Source organism: Cryobacterium sp. TMT2-4 (assembly GCF_004402575.1).
Taxonomy (GTDB): domain Bacteria; phylum Actinomycetota; class Actinomycetes; order Actinomycetales; family Microbacteriaceae; genus Cryobacterium; species Cryobacterium sandaracinum.
In genome coordinates this window covers 43,410-57,905 of the sequence record NZ_SOGE01000007.1, presented here as the reverse complement: position 1 = coordinate 57,905, position 14,496 = coordinate 43,410, and the positions used below count along the sequence as shown (strand labels likewise).

The 14,496-nt window shown below is 66.0% G+C and carries 16 protein-coding genes and 7 tRNA genes; 21 read left to right on the top strand and 2 right to left on the bottom strand.

Annotated elements, in window-relative coordinates; all coding sequences use genetic code 11:
* Positions 1–321: 321 nt before the first annotated feature.
* Positions 322–825 carry a GNAT family N-acetyltransferase gene (locus E3O54_RS02380; RefSeq protein WP_134400857.1) on the top strand — a complete coding sequence of 168 codons (504 nt, stop codon included), beginning with the start codon at positions 322–324 and terminating at the stop codon, positions 823–825.
* 24 nt (positions 826–849) lie between these two features.
* Here the strand turns inward: E3O54_RS02380 and E3O54_RS02375 are convergent, their stop codons facing one another.
* A complete protein-coding gene (locus tag E3O54_RS02375; protein ID WP_104100479.1) occupies positions 850–1,560 on the bottom strand; it encodes a M50 family metallopeptidase in 711 nt (236 codons plus the stop codon).
* Positions 1,561–1,638: 78 nt separating this feature from the next.
* On the opposite strand from E3O54_RS02375, the gene E3O54_RS02370 reads away from it, so the two are divergent.
* Entirely contained in the window at positions 1,639–1,812 is a 174-nt protein-coding gene (locus E3O54_RS02370; RefSeq protein ID WP_104100480.1) for a CsbD family protein, read from the top strand.
* A 61-nt stretch (positions 1,813–1,873) separates the two neighbouring features.
* Positions 1,874–2,035 carry a hypothetical protein gene (locus E3O54_RS02365; RefSeq protein ID WP_134400856.1) on the top strand — a complete coding sequence of 54 codons (162 nt, stop codon included), beginning with the start codon at positions 1,874–1,876 and terminating at the stop codon, positions 2,033–2,035.
* A gap of 76 nt (positions 2,036–2,111) precedes the next feature.
* Here the strand turns inward: E3O54_RS02365 and E3O54_RS02360 are convergent.
* Positions 2,112–2,184 (bottom strand) — tRNA-Val (locus E3O54_RS02360).
* A gap of 155 nt (positions 2,185–2,339) precedes the next feature.
* Between E3O54_RS02360 and E3O54_RS02355 the strand changes: the two genes are divergently transcribed.
* The 18 genes from E3O54_RS02355 (at position 2,340) to secF (ending at position 14,395) form a co-directional block, all read left to right on the top strand.
* Positions 2,340–2,411: transfer RNA gene (locus tag E3O54_RS02355), tRNA-Gly, on the top strand.
* Between the two features lie 49 nt (positions 2,412–2,460).
* Positions 2,461–2,534: transfer RNA gene (locus E3O54_RS02350), tRNA-Cys, on the top strand.
* 39 nt (positions 2,535–2,573) lie between these two features.
* Positions 2,574–2,645: transfer RNA gene (locus E3O54_RS02345), tRNA-Val, on the top strand.
* A gap of 178 nt (positions 2,646–2,823) precedes the next feature.
* Positions 2,824–2,895 (top strand) — tRNA-Gly (locus E3O54_RS02340).
* A gap of 49 nt (positions 2,896–2,944) precedes the next feature.
* Positions 2,945–3,018 (top strand) — tRNA-Cys (locus tag E3O54_RS02335).
* A gap of 25 nt (positions 3,019–3,043) precedes the next feature.
* Positions 3,044–3,115 (top strand) — tRNA-Val (locus E3O54_RS02330).
* Positions 3,116–3,277: 162 nt separating this feature from the next.
* Entirely contained in the window at positions 3,278–5,200 is a 1,923-nt protein-coding gene (gene thrS, locus E3O54_RS02325; protein WP_233191359.1) for a threonine--tRNA ligase, read from the top strand.
* A 1-nt stretch (position 5,201) separates the two neighbouring features.
* On the top strand, positions 5,202–5,765 hold the full coding sequence (locus E3O54_RS02320) for an HIT domain-containing protein (RefSeq protein ID WP_104100482.1): 564 nt from the start codon (positions 5,202–5,204) through the stop codon (positions 5,763–5,765).
* Positions 5,766–5,833: 68 nt separating this feature from the next.
* Positions 5,834–6,730 (top strand): pyridoxal 5'-phosphate synthase lyase subunit PdxS, encoded by an 897-nt coding sequence (pdxS, locus tag E3O54_RS02315; RefSeq protein ID WP_104100483.1) that lies wholly within the window; start codon positions 5,834–5,836, stop codon positions 6,728–6,730.
* 10 nt (positions 6,731–6,740) lie between these two features.
* A complete protein-coding gene (gene pdxT / locus E3O54_RS02310; RefSeq protein WP_134371513.1) occupies positions 6,741–7,334 on the top strand; it encodes a pyridoxal 5'-phosphate synthase glutaminase subunit PdxT in 594 nt (197 codons plus the stop codon).
* A gap of 9 nt (positions 7,335–7,343) precedes the next feature.
* Complete coding sequence (locus tag E3O54_RS02305) at positions 7,344–7,886, top strand: DUF1697 domain-containing protein (RefSeq protein WP_134371515.1); 543 nt, start codon at positions 7,344–7,346, stop codon at positions 7,884–7,886.
* Positions 7,887–8,036: 150 nt separating this feature from the next.
* Complete coding sequence (locus E3O54_RS02300) at positions 8,037–8,801, top strand: YebC/PmpR family DNA-binding transcriptional regulator (RefSeq protein WP_134342474.1); 765 nt, start codon at positions 8,037–8,039, stop codon at positions 8,799–8,801.
* A 6-nt stretch (positions 8,802–8,807) separates the two neighbouring features.
* Positions 8,808–9,410, top strand: a complete 603-nt coding sequence (gene ruvC / locus E3O54_RS02295) for a crossover junction endodeoxyribonuclease RuvC (RefSeq protein WP_134400855.1) — start codon at positions 8,808–8,810, stop codon at positions 9,408–9,410.
* Positions 9,407–10,030, top strand: coding sequence for a Holliday junction branch migration protein RuvA (ruvA, locus tag E3O54_RS02290; RefSeq protein ID WP_104100488.1), 624 nt, complete (start codon positions 9,407–9,409; stop codon positions 10,028–10,030). The genes ruvC and ruvA overlap by 4 nt, the downstream gene beginning before the upstream one ends.
* A gap of 14 nt (positions 10,031–10,044) precedes the next feature.
* On the top strand, positions 10,045–11,094 hold the full coding sequence (gene ruvB / locus E3O54_RS02285) for a Holliday junction branch migration DNA helicase RuvB (RefSeq protein WP_369827955.1): 1,050 nt from the start codon (positions 10,045–10,047) through the stop codon (positions 11,092–11,094).
* A gap of 97 nt (positions 11,095–11,191) precedes the next feature.
* Positions 11,192–11,578, top strand: coding sequence for a preprotein translocase subunit YajC (yajC, locus tag E3O54_RS02280; RefSeq protein WP_104100489.1), 387 nt, complete (start codon positions 11,192–11,194; stop codon positions 11,576–11,578).
* A gap of 67 nt (positions 11,579–11,645) precedes the next feature.
* Positions 11,646–13,382, top strand: a complete 1,737-nt coding sequence (secD, locus tag E3O54_RS02275; protein WP_104100490.1) for a protein translocase subunit SecD — start codon at positions 11,646–11,648, stop codon at positions 13,380–13,382.
* Positions 13,382–14,395: a protein translocase subunit SecF gene (gene secF / locus E3O54_RS02270; protein ID WP_104100491.1), complete on the top strand. Its 1,014-nt coding sequence runs from the start codon at positions 13,382–13,384 to the stop codon at positions 14,393–14,395. Before secD ends, secF begins: the two co-directional genes overlap by 1 nt.
* The last annotated feature ends 101 nt before the right edge of the window (positions 14,396–14,496 follow it).

The window sequence follows — 14,496 nt, the reverse complement described above, 5'->3', positions numbered from 1 at the left end:
CAACGCGGTCTGACACAGCGCGGACTTCATGAGCGTTGTCGTCGGCAGCGTGAGAGCGGCAGGCTCTCCCGAACGAATTCGACGGAGATTTTGTCAAAATCGGCCCTAAATCGTTTGGAAATCTCGTTTTTCCGGAGAATCTCCGTCGAATTGGTTCCGGCTGCTCACCCAGCGAGACCCCAGTGGCACAATTACGGGCTGGGGCTGGGGCTGGGGCTGGGGCTGGGGCTGGGGCTGGGGCTGGGGCTGGGGCTCGGGCCCAGACCCGGGCCCAGCTCACCCGAGCACAGACGCGAAGGCGGCATTTGGGATACTCGGAGAATGGTCGACGTCACCCTCACCCTTCCCGCCGGCGATGTGCTCCTTCGGCGCGCCCTGTCCCAGGATCTGTCTGCAATCGTGGGGCTTCTCGCCGACGACTCCATCAGCGCTTCCCGAGGCGACGCCGACCGGCCGGAAGATCGCGTCGCCTACGAACGGGCATTCGCCGCAATCGACGCAGATCCGGCCCAACAGTTGCTGGTCGCGACGTCGCTTTTGGGCGAGGTGCTGGCCACCATGCAACTCACCGTCATCCCTGGGCTCGCCCGTGTCGGGTCCACCCGGTTGCAGATCGAGGCCGTCCGGGTTCGCTCGGATCAGAGGAGCCGCGGGCTCGGCGGAGCCATGATTCGGTGGGCCGTGCAGAATGCCCCGGCCTTCGGGGCTCAACTCGTCCAGCTCACGTCGGACGCAGCGCGCGTCGACGCGCACCGGTTCTATGAACGGCTGGGCTTCACCGCGTCCCACGTGGGCTTCAAACACGCCGTGCCGACGGTCTCCTGACGGCAGCACCCCCGCGGGGCAGGATCAGGCAAGCAGGCCGAGGAGCCGTCCGGCGAACCCTGCGCACGCGATCGTCGCGGTGAAGAACACGGCCACCCAGACCACGCCCGGGATGTGGGTCAGACGGGCCAGCTGGTCGGCGTCGGAGGCGGTACCGCGGCTCCGCGACCGGGACCGCTGGAGCTCGACCACGGTGCGGACAGCCCCGAGCAGCAGAAACGCCGTGATCAGCAGGGCGAAGACGCTCTGCACCGGAGGAGTGCCGAACCAGGTGATGCCGAAGACCAGTCCAGCGGTAACGAGGACGGACCACAGTCCGAACCAGTTGCGGATCTGCACGAGCAGCAGTGCCAGGGCCGCCAGCGACAGCCACAACAGGCCGATGTCGTAGCCGAGGCTGAGCATCCGTGCCGCGCCGAGCCCCAGCAGGGCAGGGGCGGTATAGCCGGCCAGCAGGGTCAGCACCATGCCGGGTCCGCGCGGGCGTCCGCTGCTGACGGTCAACCCCGAGGTGTCGGAATGCAGACGGATACCGCCGAGCCGGCGACCGCTCACCGTCGCGACCACCGCATGGCCGCCCTCGTGCGCGATCGTGATGACGTGGCGGGTGACCCGCCACGCGGCCGGCACCAGCACGAGCACGGCAGCGGCCGCGATGGTCAGCCAGGCCGTGATCGCGGGCAGAGGCTCGTTTCGGGCGGAGAGTTGCCCCCAGAGATCGACAAGCCCGTCCATGGATTTCAGCCTAGATTACCTTGGGCGGGAGCTTTATACTGATCGCAAAAGCTGGATACGAGTGAAAGGACGGTCCCCATGAGTGCTTCGGACAAGATGAAGAACTCGGCCGAGGAAGCCGTGGGCAAGGCAAAGGAGGCCGCCGGCAAATTGACCGACAACGAGCGGCTGGAAGCCGAGGGCAAGGCTGAACAGGCCAGGGCAAACCTCAAGCAGGCCGGAGAGAACGTCAAGGACGCCGTCACTGATTGAGTCGAATCCGCATCTCCACACCATCAGTGCACGTCAATCAAAAGAAAGGACGGCGAGCAGGATGAACGTACTCCTCGTCATTGTTGCCATCATCGCCATCGCGCTTCTGTTCACCGGAGGGTTCGTCGAGTCGCTCAACTTCCTCATCTGGGTCGGCATCGTGCTCGTCGTGATCGCGCTGATCGTCTGGCTTGCCCGGGTGATCTCCGGGAAGCGGGCCTGACCGGGCCGCGCAGGTGGTCTCCAACCCGTACCGAGAAAAAGAAAAAGCCCCGGCTTTCGGGGCTTTTTCTTGGCTGTGGGCGATACCGGACTCGAACCGATGACCTCTTCCGTGTGAAGGAAGCGCGCTACCAACTGCGCCAATCGCCCCTGTGGCCTCGTACTGTAGCCACAAGTCTCGATACTAACCCAGACCGGGTGGAAGGCGCACATCGTGGGGGCCTCAACACGCCGGAACGACTCGGTTTGAATATGAAGAGGACTATCGGCTAGAGTCTTCCAAGCGCGCAGAAATGCGGGCAGTTGCGGATGTGGCGCAGTGGTAGCGCATCACCTTGCCAAGGTGAGGGTCGCGAGTTCGAATCTCGTCATCCGCTCGAATGGGATCGGCCGCGAGGCCGGTTTCTTTCGGTACGAATTCCAAGTGGTGGGTTGGCCGAGAGGCGAGGCAACGGCCTGCAAAGCCGTGTACACGGGTTCGAATCCCGTATCCACCTCCAATCCCGGAAGTCGCAATGCAGGAATGATTTTCAGGAAATGGGCGATTGGCGCAGCGGTAGCGCGCTTCCCTGACACGGAAGAGGTCACTGGTTCGATCCCAGTATCGCCCACAGAGTTGGGAAACAGATAACCCCCGGTAAAGCGGGGGTTTTTTTGCCCGCACAGCACCGGAAATCCAGGTGCAGTCGGGCCTTCCTCGGGCTCGCCGCGATGAATCGCCGGGGAGGGTGCGGCGGGTTCGGCCGGAATCGGCTAGAGTCTTTCAAGTCAGCGGAAACGTTGACAAGTGCGGATGTGGCGCAGTGGTAGCGCATCACCTTGCCAAGGTGAGGGTCGCGAGTTCGAATCTCGTCATCCGCTCGAATGGAATCGGCCGCAAAGCCGGTTCTTTTTGGTACGAATCGTATGTGGTGGGTTGGCCGAGAGGCGAGGCAGCGGCCTGCAAAGCCGTGTACACGGGTTCGAATCCCGTATCCACCTCCACTTCTGGATTGTCTTTTCAGAGAATGGGCGATTGGCGCAGCGGTAGCGCGCTTCCCTGACACGGAAGAGGTCACTGGTTCGATCCCAGTATCGCCCACAGGCAAACCCCCGGTAACTCGGGGGTTTTTCTTTGCCCAAAATGGCCGTGCCCGTCGTGGTCGAGGCGCGCCGCTAAAGTTATTGGGGTTCGAACAATACTGAAGGAGTAATACACGTGGCTGACGGCTTTGAGCTATTCACCGACCGGTCCGTTGTCGCAATGCGCGTCAACGGCGAGCTCAAGGATCTCGCCACGACGGTGACTCCGACGGATGTCGTCGAACCGGTGACCATCGGCTCGCCCGACGGCCTCAGCATCCTGCGCCACTCGGCCGCGCACGTGCTCGCACAGGCCGTGCAGACCGTGAACCCGGCGGCGCGCCTGGGCATCGGCCCGCCCGTCACCGATGGTTTCTACTACGACTTCGACGTTGAAGAGGCATTCACCCCCGAGGACATCAAGTCGCTCGAGAAGGCCATGGACCGCATCATCCGCCAGGGCCAGCGGTTCGTGCGCCGCGTCGTCACCGACGACCAGGCCCGAGACGAACTCGCCGCCGAGCCGTACAAGCTCGAACTGATCGGGCTCAAGGGCGGGGCCGCCGAGACCGTCGACAACGAGTCGGTCGAGGTCGGCGGCGCCGAACTCACCATTTACGACAACGTGGACCCGAAGACGGGGGAGACGCTCTGGAAAGACCTCTGCCGCGGTCCCCACCTGCCGAACACGCGCATGATCGGCAACGGCTACTCCCTGACCCGTTTGGCCGCCGCCTACTGGCGCGGGTCCGAGAAGAACCCGCAGCTGCAGCGCATTTACGGCACCGCCTGGGCCACCAAGGACGAACTGCGGGCCTACCAAGCCCGCCAGGAGGAGGCCGCCAAGCGCGACCATCGCAAGCTCGGCGCCGAACTCGACCTCTTCAGCTTCCCCGAGGAGATCGGCTCCGGTCTGCCCGTCTTCCACCCCAGGGGCGGCATCATCCGTCAGGAGATGGAGAACTACTCCCGCAAGCGCCACACCGAGGCCGGCTACGACTTCGTCTACACGCCGCACATCACCAAGTCGAACCTGTTCGAGACGTCCGGTCACCTCGACTGGTACGCCGATGGCATGTTCCCGCCGATGAAACTCGACGCGGAGTACGACGCCGACGGCCACATGACCCGTCAGGGCGTCGACTACTACCTCAAGCCGATGAACTGCCCGTTCCACAACCTGATCTTCCGCTCCAGCGGCCGCAGCTACCGCGACCTGCCCATGCGCCTGTTCGAATTCGGCTCGGTCTACCGCTACGAGAAGTCCGGCGTCGTGCACGGCCTCACCCGCGTGCGCGGAATGACCCAGGACGACGCGCACATCTACACGACCCGCGAAGGCATGAAAGAGGAGCTCACCAGCACCCTCAACTTCGTGCTCAAGCTGCTCGCCGACTACGGCCTCGAGGACTACTACCTCGAGCTCTCCACGAAGGACCCGAAGAAGTTCGTCGGCACCGACGAGGCCTGGGCGGAAGCGACCGACACCTTGCGCGAAGTCGCCGAAGCATCCGGTCTCGAACTCGTGGCCGACCCGGGCGGCGCCGCCTTCTACGGCCCGAAGATCTCCGTGCAGGCCCGCGACGCGATCGGCCGCACCTGGCAGATGTCCACCATCCAGCTGGACTTCAACCTGCCGGAACGGTTCGACCTCGAGTACACCGCCTCCGACGGCTCCCGCCAGCGCCCGGTGATGATCCACCGGGCCCTGTTCGGTTCGATCGAACGCTTCTTCGCCGTGCTCACCGAGCACTACGCCGGGGCGTTCCCGGTGTGGCTGTCCCCGGTGCAGGTCGTCGGCATCCCCGTGTCCGAGCAATACGGTCCATACCTCGACGAAATCATCGGCCGGCTCGAGACGGCAGGCGTGCGCGCCCAGGTCGACCACTCCGACGACCGCATGCAGAAAAAGATCCGCAACCACACCAAGGCGAAGGTGCCCTTCCAGCTGATCGTCGGCGAGGATGACCGCTCCAATCGCTCGGTGAGCTTCCGGTTCCGCGACGGCACCCAGGAGAACGGCGTACCGGCCGACGAGGCCATCCGTCGCATCATCGCCGCGATCCATGCGCGCGCGCAGGTCACGACCCAGGGCCAGGTCTGAGATGGACACGCACAGCGACGAGTTCGAGGGGCTCGAGCAGTCGTCCGAGTTCGCCGCGGTTCCGGATGCCTTCCAACGGCTATGGACCCCGCACCGCCTGGTCTACATCCAGGACGGCCAGCAGCCGCACCCGGATGACTGCCCCTTCTGCCTGGCCCCGAGCATGACCGACGAGAAGGCACTGATTGTGGCCCGCGGCACGCACGCCTACGTGTTGCTGAACCTGTTCCCGTATAACAGCGGGCATCTGCTGGTCTGTCCGTACCGGCACGTCGCGACTTACGATGAGGCCAGTCCGGAGGAGGTCGCCGAGATCGGCAGTCTCACCCAGGTGGCCATGCGTGTGCTCAAGGCGGTGTCGCACTGCGACGGCTTCAACATCGGCATGAACCAAGGCCGAATTGCCGGCGCGGGCATTGCCGAGCACCTACACCAGCACATCGTTCCCCGCTGGGCGCTCGACTCGAATTTCTTCCCGATCATCGCCGGAACGAAGGCGATTCCCCGTCTTCTGGGCGATGTGCGGCGCGAAGTCGCCGAGGGCTGGCCCCAGGATGGCAACTAGCCGTATATACCCCTCCACCGGCACCCGCCGGGCGGAATCGACACCACCCAAGGAATAGAATCAAAGCTATGACTGAAACCACTTCCGCCTTTGGTTCGAGCCGCGTCAAGCGTGGTCTCGCCGACATGATGAAGGGCGGCGTCATCATGGACGTCGTCAACGCCGAGCAGGCTCGCATCGCCGAGGACGCCGGTGCTGTCGCCGTCATGGCCCTTGAGCGCGTTCCCGCCGACATCCGTTCCCAGGGTGGCGTTGCCCGCATGAGCGACCCCGACCTGATCGACAGCATCATCGCCGAGGTATCCATCCCGGTGATGGCCAAGGCGCGCATCGGCCACTTCGTCGAAGCTCAAATCCTTCAGGCCCTGAACGTCGATTACATCGACGAGTCCGAGGTGCTGAGCCCGGCTGACTACGTCAACCACATCGACAAGTGGAACTTCACGGTCCCGTTCGTCTGTGGCGCGACCAACCTGGGTGAGGCGCTTCGCCGCATCAACGAGGGCGCGGCCATGATCAGGTCCAAGGGCGAAGCCGGCACCGGCGACGTCTCGGAGGCCATGAAGCACATCCGCACCATCAAGGGTGAGGTCGCCCGCCTGTCGGCTCTGACCAAGGACGAACTGTACGTCGCCGCGAAGGAACTGCAGGCGCCGTACGAACTCGTCGCCGAGATCGCCGCCACCGGCAAGCTCCCCGTCGTGCTCTTCGTCGCGGGTGGCGTGGCCACCCCCGCCGACGCGGCCCTGATGATGCAGATGGGTGCGGACGGTGTATTCGTCGGCTCCGGCATCTTCAAGTCGGGCAACCCGCAGGCCCGCGCCAACGCCATCGTCAAGGCCGTCACCTTCTACGACGACCCCAGCGTCATCGCATCCGTCTCGCGCGGACTCGGCGAGGCCATGGTCGGCATCAACGTGTCCGATCTGGCTGCGCCGCACCGCCTCTCAGAGCGCGGCTGGTAGATACCCGTTCGTGAGCGTTGGAGTTCTCGCCCTGCAGGGTGACTTTCGTGAGCACGCCGAGGTACTGCGGTCCCTCGGCGCCGAAGTCGAACTCATCCGCCGCCCAGAGGAACTGGACCGCATCAGCGGGCTCGTGATCCCCGGCGGCGAATCCAGCGTCATGGACAAACTGGCCCGCGCGTTCGGCGTGGCGGAACCGCTGGCCGAGGCCGTGCGGGCCGGCCTGCCCGTCTACGGCACCTGCGCGGGCCTGATCATGCTCGCCGACACCGTCATCGACGGGATCGAAGGGCAGCAGAGCATCGGCGGCTTCGACATCGCCGTGCGTCGCAACGCCTTCGGTTCGCAGACGCTCTCTTTCGAGACCGACCTCGACGTGCCGGTGCTCGGTGAGCCGCCGGTGCACGCCATTTTCATCCGCGCCCCCGTGGTGGAGTCCGTCGGGACCCGGGCCCGCGCGATCGCCACGCTCTCGGACGGGCGCTGCGTCGCGGTCGAGCAGGACAACCTGCTCGGAACCTCATTCCACCCCGAGATCACCGGGGAGCACCGGTTCCACGACTATTTCCTGCAGAAGGTGGCCGCCGCCGGCTTCCGCTACTAGGCTCCGGTCATGGCCGGCTGGGTGGCGCTCCTGCGCGGAATCAACGTCAACGGGATCACGATCACGATGGCGGACCTGCGGGCCGTGTTCCGCGGGCTCGGCTACACGGATGTCCGCACGGTTCTGGCCAGCGGTAACGTGCTCTTCACGGCGGGCGAAACGGATGCCGCGGCCCTCAAGGCCACAATCGAACGCGCTCTCTCCGACAACTTCGGTTATCAGGCGTGGATCGTGCTGCTCGGCGTTGACGCACTCGACAGGGTGGCGCGGGCGTTCCCATTCGATGCGGAGCGGGACGGTTGGCATCCGTATGTCGTGTTCGGATCGGCGCGGACCGCGCTCGAGGAACTGCTCGAGGCGGCTGGGGAACCGGACCCGGAAACGGAGCAGGTTCGGCCCGGAACCGGCGTGCTCTACTGGCAGGTGCGCCGAAGCATCGGCATCAACAGTCCGTTCAGCAAGCTGAGCGGCAAGGCCCGCTACCGGTCGACGACCACCACCCGCAACCTCCGCACCCTGAACAAACTGATCGCCGCGGCCCCGGGCGCGTGAAGCCCGGCCCATCAGGCATCGCGGGTTAGAATGAGATGCACCCCACGGTGCAACGGCCAATGGCACCAGTAGTGCAGCGACCAGCACGGCGGCGGTACCCCCGCGCCAATCGACAGCCACGTCACGACAGCCAAAGACAACGGGAGACTCATGTCCGGACATTCCAAGTGGGCGACAACAAAGCACCAGAAGGCGGTCACCGACTCGCGTCGGGCCAAGGCCTTCGCCAAGTTGATCAAGAACATCGAAGTCGCGGCCCGCATGGGTGGCGCCGACCTGTCGGGCAACCCGACCCTGGTCGACGCGATCCAGAAAGCCAAGAAGACCTCTGTTCCCAACGACAACATTGACCGTGCCGTCAAGCGCGGCGCCGGCCTGTCTGGCGAAGTAGTCGACTACACCACCATCATGTATGAGGGTTACGCCGCGCACGGCGTCGCCGTCATGATCGAGTGTTTGACCGACAACAAGAACCGCGCGGCCGCCGAGGTGCGCACCACCATGTCCAGAAACGGCGGCAACATGGCCGACCCCGGCAGCGTCGCGTACAACTTCCACCGCAAGGGCATCGTCGTCGTGCCGAAGAGCAACGGCCTCAGCGAAGATGACGTGCTCCTCGCCGTGCTCGACGCGGGCGCCGAAGAGGTCGTCGACGACGGTGAGAAGTTCGAGGTTTTCAGCGAAGCGCACGATCTCGTCCCGACCCGGACCGCCCTGCAGACCGCCGGGATCGACTACGACTCCGCCGACATCGCGTTCGTGCCCCAGCTCAAGGTAGAGGTCGACGCCGAAACCGCCCGCAAGGTGTTCCGACTGATCGACGCCCTCGAAGAACTTGACGACGTGCAGAACATCTACAGTAACTACGACGTGTCGCCCGAGGTCGTCGCGGAGCTTCAGGCCGAAGCCGAGTAGCGCGCTGTGTCGGTCCGGGTTCTGGGCATCGATCCCGGGCTGACCCGCTGCGGCGTCGGAATCGTAGACGTCGCCGCCAACCGATCCGCGTCCCTGGTCGACGTGACCGTGCTGCGCAGCTCGCCGGACTTGCCGCTCGAGCAGAGGCTCCTGCTGATCAGCCGGGGCCTGGAAGACCTGCTCGACCGGCACAAGCCGGCGGTCGTCGCCATCGAGAGGGTGTTCGCTCAGGACAATGTCAGCACCGTGATGGGCACCGCCCAGCTGAGCGGCGTCGCGCTGCTCCTGGCCGCTCAGCGTGGGCTGACGGTCACCCTGCACACCCCGAGCGAGGTCAAGGCAGCCATCACCGGCTACGGGTCCGCCGACAAAGCCCAGGTCGGCGCCATGGTGGCGCGGGTGCTGGGCCTGGCCGAGGTGCCCAAGCCCGCGGATGCCGCGGACGCGCTGGCCATCGCGATCTGCCATGCCTGGCGCACCGGGGCGGCCGGCGGCACCCTGCCCACCAGCGCCGACGTGGTCCCCGGCACCCTGACCCCGGCCCAGAAGGCGTGGCGCACCGCCGAGCGCAGCGCAGTGTCGCCGGTGCCCCGTAGTCTGAAGCGGTGATTGCTTCCGTTCGTGGCCTTGTCCTGTCTGCCGTGGGTTCCACGGCCGTGATCGAGGTCGGGGGAGTCGGTCTGGCCGTACAGGTCACCCCGGCCACTGCGCTCTCCCTGCGCGTCGGCACGGAGGCCCGGCTTTCGACCACCCTTATCGTGCGCGAGGACTCGCTCACCCTCTTCGGATTCCCGTCCGCCGACGAACTCGAGGTCTTCGAGCTTTTGGTCGGCGTCACCGGGGTCGGCCCGAAATCGGCCCTCGGCGTACTCGCGGTGCTCAGCCCCGTCCAGATCGCGCAGGCCGTCTCGGCAGAAGACGACGGCGCTTTCCGCAAGGTCAGCGGCATCGGCCCGAAAACGGCCAAACTGATCGTGCTCTCCCTGGCCGGCAAGGTGTTCGTGACCGTCACGGCCGCGGCATCCGCCCGCCCGGAGCCCACCAGCGCGTCGGCGAACGTGCAGGCCGCCCTGATCGGGCTCGGCTGGTCGGAGAAGGTGGCCGCCGAGGCCGTCGACGAGACCCTCGCGGAGACCGTGGAACCCGGGCAGGTCGGCGTCGCAGCGCTCCTTCGCCTCGTACTCGTCAGGCTCGGCCCGGCCCAGCAGGCATCGGAGCGTCGCCCGTGACCGGCGCACAGGGTCTGGCCGGAGATCCCGGCGTGGAGCTCACCAAGCCGGAACTCGGGGGCGACGCCGAACTCGCCTTCGAGGGTGCCCTCCGTCCGCGCAGCCTCGGCGAGTTCGTCGGCCAGCAGAAGGTTCGCGGGCAGCTGCAGCTGCTCCTGACCGCCGCTACCATGCAGAGCCGCACTCCCGACCACATCCTTCTGGCCGGCCCGCCCGGACTCGGCAAGACCACTTTGGCCATGATCATCGCCTACGAGGGCAACCGCCCGCTGCGGATGTCCAGCGGCCCGGCCATCCAGCACGCCGGTGATCTGGCGGCGGTACTCTCCTCGCTGGTGCCCGGCGAGGTGCTGTTCATCGACGAAATCCACCGCATGGCCCGCTCCGCCGAGGAGATGCTCTATCTGGCGATGGAGGACTTCCGCATCGACATCATGGTCGGCAAAGGCGCCGGCGCCACCTCGGTTCCCCTCGACCTGGCACCGTTCACCCTGGTTGGCGCCACGACCCGGTCCGGACTGCTGCCCAACCCACTGCGCGACCGGTTCGGCTTCACCGCCCACCTCGAGTTCTACACCGACGACGAACTCGAGCAGGTGCTCGGCCGGGCAGCCAAGCTGCTCGACCTGTCGATCGACACGGCCGCCACCGCCGAGATCGCCGGTCGGTGCCGCGGCACGCCCAGAATCGCCAACCGCCTGCTCCGGCGGGTGCGGGACTACGCGCTGGTGCACGGTGGAGACGCCGATGTGGCCGCGGTGCACGCGGCTCTCGAGCTGTACGACGTCGACGCCATCGGGCTCGACCGGCTCGACCGGGAGGTGATGCGCATCATCCTGACCCGTTTTGGGGGAGGGCCGGTGGGTCTGAACACGCTCGCGGTGTCCGTGGGGGAGGAGTCCGAGACCATCGAGGCCGTCGTGGAGCCGTTCCTGGTGCGGATCGGCTTCCTGATGCGCACCCCGCGCGGCCGGGTGGCGACCGCGGAAGCGTGGCGGCATTTCGGCCTGACGGCGCCTCTGGTGGGCGGGCCGCCAATCCCTCTTATGCTGGATGACCTATAATTCGAGTTGGTTCGCTTCGAACCACTCGTGCTGGTTCCCCCGAGCCAGACGCACAGACTTCGGCCCTCGCGCCGCAACCGGAAGGTCCCACAGTTTTATGGATCCGTTGACTCTCGTCATGCTCGCCGTTCTCGCGGCGCTCGTGTTCTTCATGTTCCGCAACAGCCGCAAACGCCAGAAGGACCTCGCTGCCCTGCAGGCCCAGATGGTCGTCGGCGCCGAGGTCATGACCAACTTCGGCATGTACGGAACCATTCTCGCGATTGACGAGGAGGCGAACAAGGTTGCCCTCGAGATCGCTCCGGGAACCGTCGTGCAGCTGCACCGTCAGACCATCGCCCGCGTGGTGGAACCGATCGTGGCCGAGCCCGAAGATGAGGGCGTCGCCGAGCTGAACCAGGGCAGCGCCACCGTTATGGGCGAACCTGACTTCGGTCAGCGCGTCGCCGACACCGACGAAGAGCCTAAAAAGGGCGACGCCTAACCAATCCCTCTCCATGCCCGCGCCTCGGCGCGGGCATGAGCATGAGCATAGAAAGCTGAGTTCTCTGGTGGCAAAGTCGTCTCCGGCCAAGAAGGCCTGGCGTTCCCTCACGTGGCTGGGTGTGATCATCGTCGGCCTGATTGCGCTCAACACGGCCGGCGTGCTCACCGGCGGCGGATCCTGGACGCCCAAGCTGGCCCTGGACCTCGAGGGCGGCACGCAGATCATCCTCGCGCCGAAGCTCGAGTCCGGGCAGTCCGTCTCCTCGGAGCAGCTCAACGAGGCCGTGAAGATCATTCGGCAGCGCATCGACTCGGCAGGCGTCTCCGAGGCGGAGATCAACACCCAGGGCGGCCAGAACATCGTCGTGTCCATCCCCGGCGTGCCGGACGACGCGACGATCAACCGAATCGAGTCCTCAGCCAAGCTCGAGTTCCGCCCGGTGCTCGTGGCCGGTGCCCCGTCCGCGGCCAGCGTCGGTGAAAACGTTGTCGGAGAGGACGGGGTCGCGACCCCGGTACCGACCCCCACGGTCGACCCGAGTCTGGAAAGCACCCCGACCGCGGTGCCCACCGACGGGAGCGACCTGAACTGGATCACCCCCGCGCTCCAGGCCCAGTACGAGGCCTTCGATTGCAGCAAGATCGATACCACCAATGTGGCACCGGCGGCGGAGCCGCTTGTCACCTGTGAGGCCGACGGCTCCATCAAGTACATCCTCGGCCCGGTCGAAGTCAGCGGCGAGAACGTCTCCGACGCGACCAACGGCCAGCAGACCACGCAGAGCGGCGCCACGACCGGTGAATGGGTCGTCAACATCACCTTCGACGGAACCGGAACCAAGGCCTTCGCCGACGTCAGCACCCGGCTGAATGCGCTCACCGCAGCGCAGAACCAGTTCGCGATCGTGCTCGACGGCAACGTCATCTCGGCCCCGCGCACCCTGGCGGCCATCACCGACGGCAACGCGCAGATCAGCGGTGACTTCGACCAGGACTCGTCGAAGGCCCTCGCCGACCAGCTCAAGTTCGGCGCCCTGCCGATCAGCTTCACGGTGCAGAGCCAGGACACCATCTCGGCGACCCTGGGCTCGAGCCAGCTCACCGGCGGCCTGATCGCAGGCCTGATCGGACTCGTACTGGTCGTGCTCTACTCGCTGATCCAGTATCGCCTGCTCGGCCTCGTCACCGTGGCGTCGCTCACGGTCGCCGCGATCATCACCTACCTGCTGATCACGATCCTGTCCTGGCGCGAGGGCTACCGGCTGTCGTTGGCCGGCGTCGCGGGTCTGATCGTCGCGATCGGCATCACCGCCGACTCCTTCATCGTCTACTTCGAGCGGGTGCGTGATGAGCTGCGGGACGGACGAGGGCTCGAATCCTCCGTCGAGGCCGGCTGGAAGCGCGCCCTGCGCACCATCCTCGCCTCCGACGCGGTCAACATCTTGGCCGCCGGCGTCCTGTTCATCGTCGCCGTCGGCAACGTCAAGGGCTTCGCCCTCACCCTGGGGCTGACCACCCTCGTCGACGTGCTCGTGGTCATGCTCTTCACCCACCCGATGCTCCAGCTGCTGGCGCGCACGAAGTTCTTCAGCGACGGACACAAGTTCAGCGGCCTCGACCCGCGGGCCCTGGGCGCGACCTACCGCGGGCGGGCGAAATTCCGTCCCTCGGATGACCTCCCTTCCGCCAAACTGTCCTCGGCCAGCCGTGAGGCAGCCAAGCGCCAGACCATCGCCGAGCGCAAGGCGTCAGAACTCGTCGGTTCCAGTGCGGATCGAACGACCGACGGGAAGGATTCCTAATGGCTAGCTTTTCCCAGTTCGGCAACGACCTGCACACCGGCAAGCGCTCGTTCGACATCGTCGGGCGGCGCAAGACCTGGTACCTGGTCGCGGTCGTGGCACTCTTCGTGGCCATCGTCGTTCCCCAGCTGCGTGGCGGCTTCGTCTTCGGCATCGAGTTCACGGGAGGCTCCGAGTTCAAGATCTCCCAGGTCGCCGACCAGGACCAGCGAGCTGCCGCCGATGCCGTGACCGAGGTCGTCCCGTTGGCGACGCCCAGGGTGTCGAGCGTCAGCACCACCGGCATCCGCGTGCAGACCGACCAGCTCACCAGCGACGAGACTCGGGAGATTCGCGCCGCGCTGGCGGATGCCTACGCCGTGCCGATCGAGCAGGTCACCGCGTCCTTCATCGGTCCGGTCTGGGGCCAGGACATCACCGGCCAGGCCGTGCGCGGACTCCTCATCTTCCTCGTGCTCGCCGCCATCGGCATGGCACTGTACTTCCGCACCTGGAAGATGTCGGTCGCGGCCATGACCGCGCTGATGCACGACCTCGTCATCACCGCCGGGATCTACGGCATCACCGGTTTCGAAATCACCCCGGCCGCCGTGATCGGATTTCTCACGATCCTCGGCTACTCGCTCTACGACACGGTCGTGGTCTTCGACAAGATCCGCGAGAACACCTCGGAGGCGGGCGCCGAGACGCGCACGTTGGCCGAATCCGTGAACCTGGCCGTCAACCAGACCCTGGTGCGCTCGATCAACACCTCCGTCGTCGCGGTGCTGCCGGTCGCCTCGATCCTCTTCATCGGAACGCTCGTGCTCGGGGCAGGAACCCTTCGGGACATCTCGTTGGCACTTCTGATCGGCATCGTCGCCGGCGCCTACTCGACGATCTTCATCGCGTCGCCGCTGTACGCTCAAATCCGCTCCGCGGAGCCGGCCGTGCGCCGGGCCGACCAGAAGGTTCTCGCCCAGCGGGCGAAGGCCGGCCCCGCGCTGAAGGTGGCCGCCGAAGTCAGCACCTAGTCGGCCCCGATCACCGCCGGAGGAGGCCCGCACCCGAGCCGGAAGTGGTACCCGATCCGGCTCGGGAGCAGTAATAATTGATCAAGCGGATGGAGGTGGCC

Bases quoted from the DNA above. Each gene is read 5' to 3' on its own strand.
- E3O54_RS02380 (WP_134400857.1), top strand. From the start codon at position 322: ATGGTCGACGTCACCCTCACCCTTCCCGCCGGCGATGTGCTCCTTCGG.
- E3O54_RS02375 (WP_104100479.1), bottom strand. From the start codon at position 1,560: ATGGACGGGCTTGTCGATCTCTGGGGGCAACTCTCCGCCCGAAACGAG.
- E3O54_RS02370 (WP_104100480.1), top strand. From the start codon at position 1,639: ATGAGTGCTTCGGACAAGATGAAGAACTCGGCCGAGGAAGCCGTGGGC.
- E3O54_RS02365 (WP_134400856.1), top strand. From the start codon at position 1,874: ATGAACGTACTCCTCGTCATTGTTGCCATCATCGCCATCGCGCTTCTG.
- thrS (WP_233191359.1), top strand. From the start codon at position 3,278: ATGCGCGTCAACGGCGAGCTCAAGGATCTCGCCACGACGGTGACTCCG.
- E3O54_RS02320 (WP_104100482.1), top strand. From the start codon at position 5,202: ATGGACACGCACAGCGACGAGTTCGAGGGGCTCGAGCAGTCGTCCGAG.
- pdxS (WP_104100483.1), top strand. From the start codon at position 5,834: ATGACTGAAACCACTTCCGCCTTTGGTTCGAGCCGCGTCAAGCGTGGT.
- E3O54_RS02305 (WP_134371515.1), top strand. From the start codon at position 7,344: ATGGCCGGCTGGGTGGCGCTCCTGCGCGGAATCAACGTCAACGGGATC.
- E3O54_RS02300 (WP_134342474.1), top strand. From the start codon at position 8,037: ATGTCCGGACATTCCAAGTGGGCGACAACAAAGCACCAGAAGGCGGTC.
- yajC (WP_104100489.1), top strand. From the start codon at position 11,192: ATGGATCCGTTGACTCTCGTCATGCTCGCCGTTCTCGCGGCGCTCGTG.
- secF (WP_104100491.1), top strand. From the start codon at position 13,382: ATGGCTAGCTTTTCCCAGTTCGGCAACGACCTGCACACCGGCAAGCGC.